General features: G+C 68.6%; 1 protein-coding gene. It reads left to right on the top strand.

What is annotated here, in order from left to right:
- Window positions 1–1,304 (top strand): universal stress protein (locus ACZ6TV_RS55215; RefSeq protein WP_465309792.1); only part of this gene is annotated, 1,304 nt, incomplete at both ends.

Below are 1,304 nucleotides of genomic sequence, written 5' to 3'. Positions count from 1 at the left end.
GGAGAGTTGCGGGTGTATCTGGGTGCCGCGCCCGGGGTCGGCAAGACCTACAAGATGCTCGAGGAAGCCCGCCGCCGGCAGGAACGCGGCACCGACATCGTCATCGGCTACGTCGAAACCCACGGCCGCCCATTCACCGAAGCCCTCCTCACCGGCCTGGAAATCATCCCCCGCACCACCATCACCTACCGCGGCACCCAATTCACCGAACTCGACCTCAACGCCGTCCTCACCCGCCACCCCGACGTCGCCGTCATCGACGAACTCGCCCACACCAACATCCCCGGCACCCCCAACCCCAAACGCCACCACGACATCGAAACCCTCCTCAACGCCGGCATCACCGTCCTCACCACCGTCAACATCCAACACCTCGAATCCCTCAACGACGTCATCGAACACATCACCGGCACCCCCCAACGCGAAACCATCCCCGACACCATCGTCCGCCGAGCCGAACAAATCGAACTCGTCGACATGACCCCCGAAGCCCTCCGCCGCCGCATGGCCCACGGCAACATCTACCGACCCGAAACCATCACCGCCGCCCTCGGCAACTACTTCCGCATCGGCAACCTCACCGCCCTGCGCGAACTCGCCCTCCTCTGGCTCGCCGACAACATCGACGACCAACTCGACCGCTACCGCACCCAACACCACATCAACACCACCTGGGAAACCCGCGAACGCGTCGTCGTCGCCCTCACCGGCGGCCCCGAAGGCGACACCCTCATCCGCCGCGCCGCCCGCATCGCCGCCCGCACCAAAGCCACCGACCTCCTCGCCGTCCACATCACCCGCAACGACGGCCTCGCCGACGCCGACCCCACCAACCTCACCCACCAACGACTACTGGTCGAAACCCTCGGCGGCACCTACCACCAAGTCGTCGGCAACAACATCCCCACCGCCCTGCTCGACTTCGCCCGCGGCGCCAACGCCACCCAACTCGTCCTCGGCGCCAGCCGCCGCAACCGCCTCGCCCAAACCCTCTCCCCCGGCGTCGGCACCACCACCACCGCCGAATCCGGCACCATCGACGTCCACCTCGTCACCCACGAACACGCCCGACGCGGCCGCCTCCGGCTCAGCACCGGCGGCGGACTGACCCTGCGCCGCCGGTTGGCCGGTGTCGCTCTCGCCGTCCTCGGCCTGCCGCTGCTGACCGCCGGCCTCAACGCCGTCCAGGCCGACATCTCCCTGCCCAGCGACATCCTCGCGTTCCTCATCCTGACCGTCGCCGTCGCGCTCACCGGCGGGCTGTGGCCCGCGCTGCTCGCCGCCGTCGGCAGCTTCCTGCTGCT

The sequence above is a fragment of the Dactylosporangium sp. NPDC051087 genome, from assembly GCF_055586325.1.
Note: the sequence above shows the minus strand (reverse complement) of the source record. Positions and strands in the feature narration are given on the sequence as shown.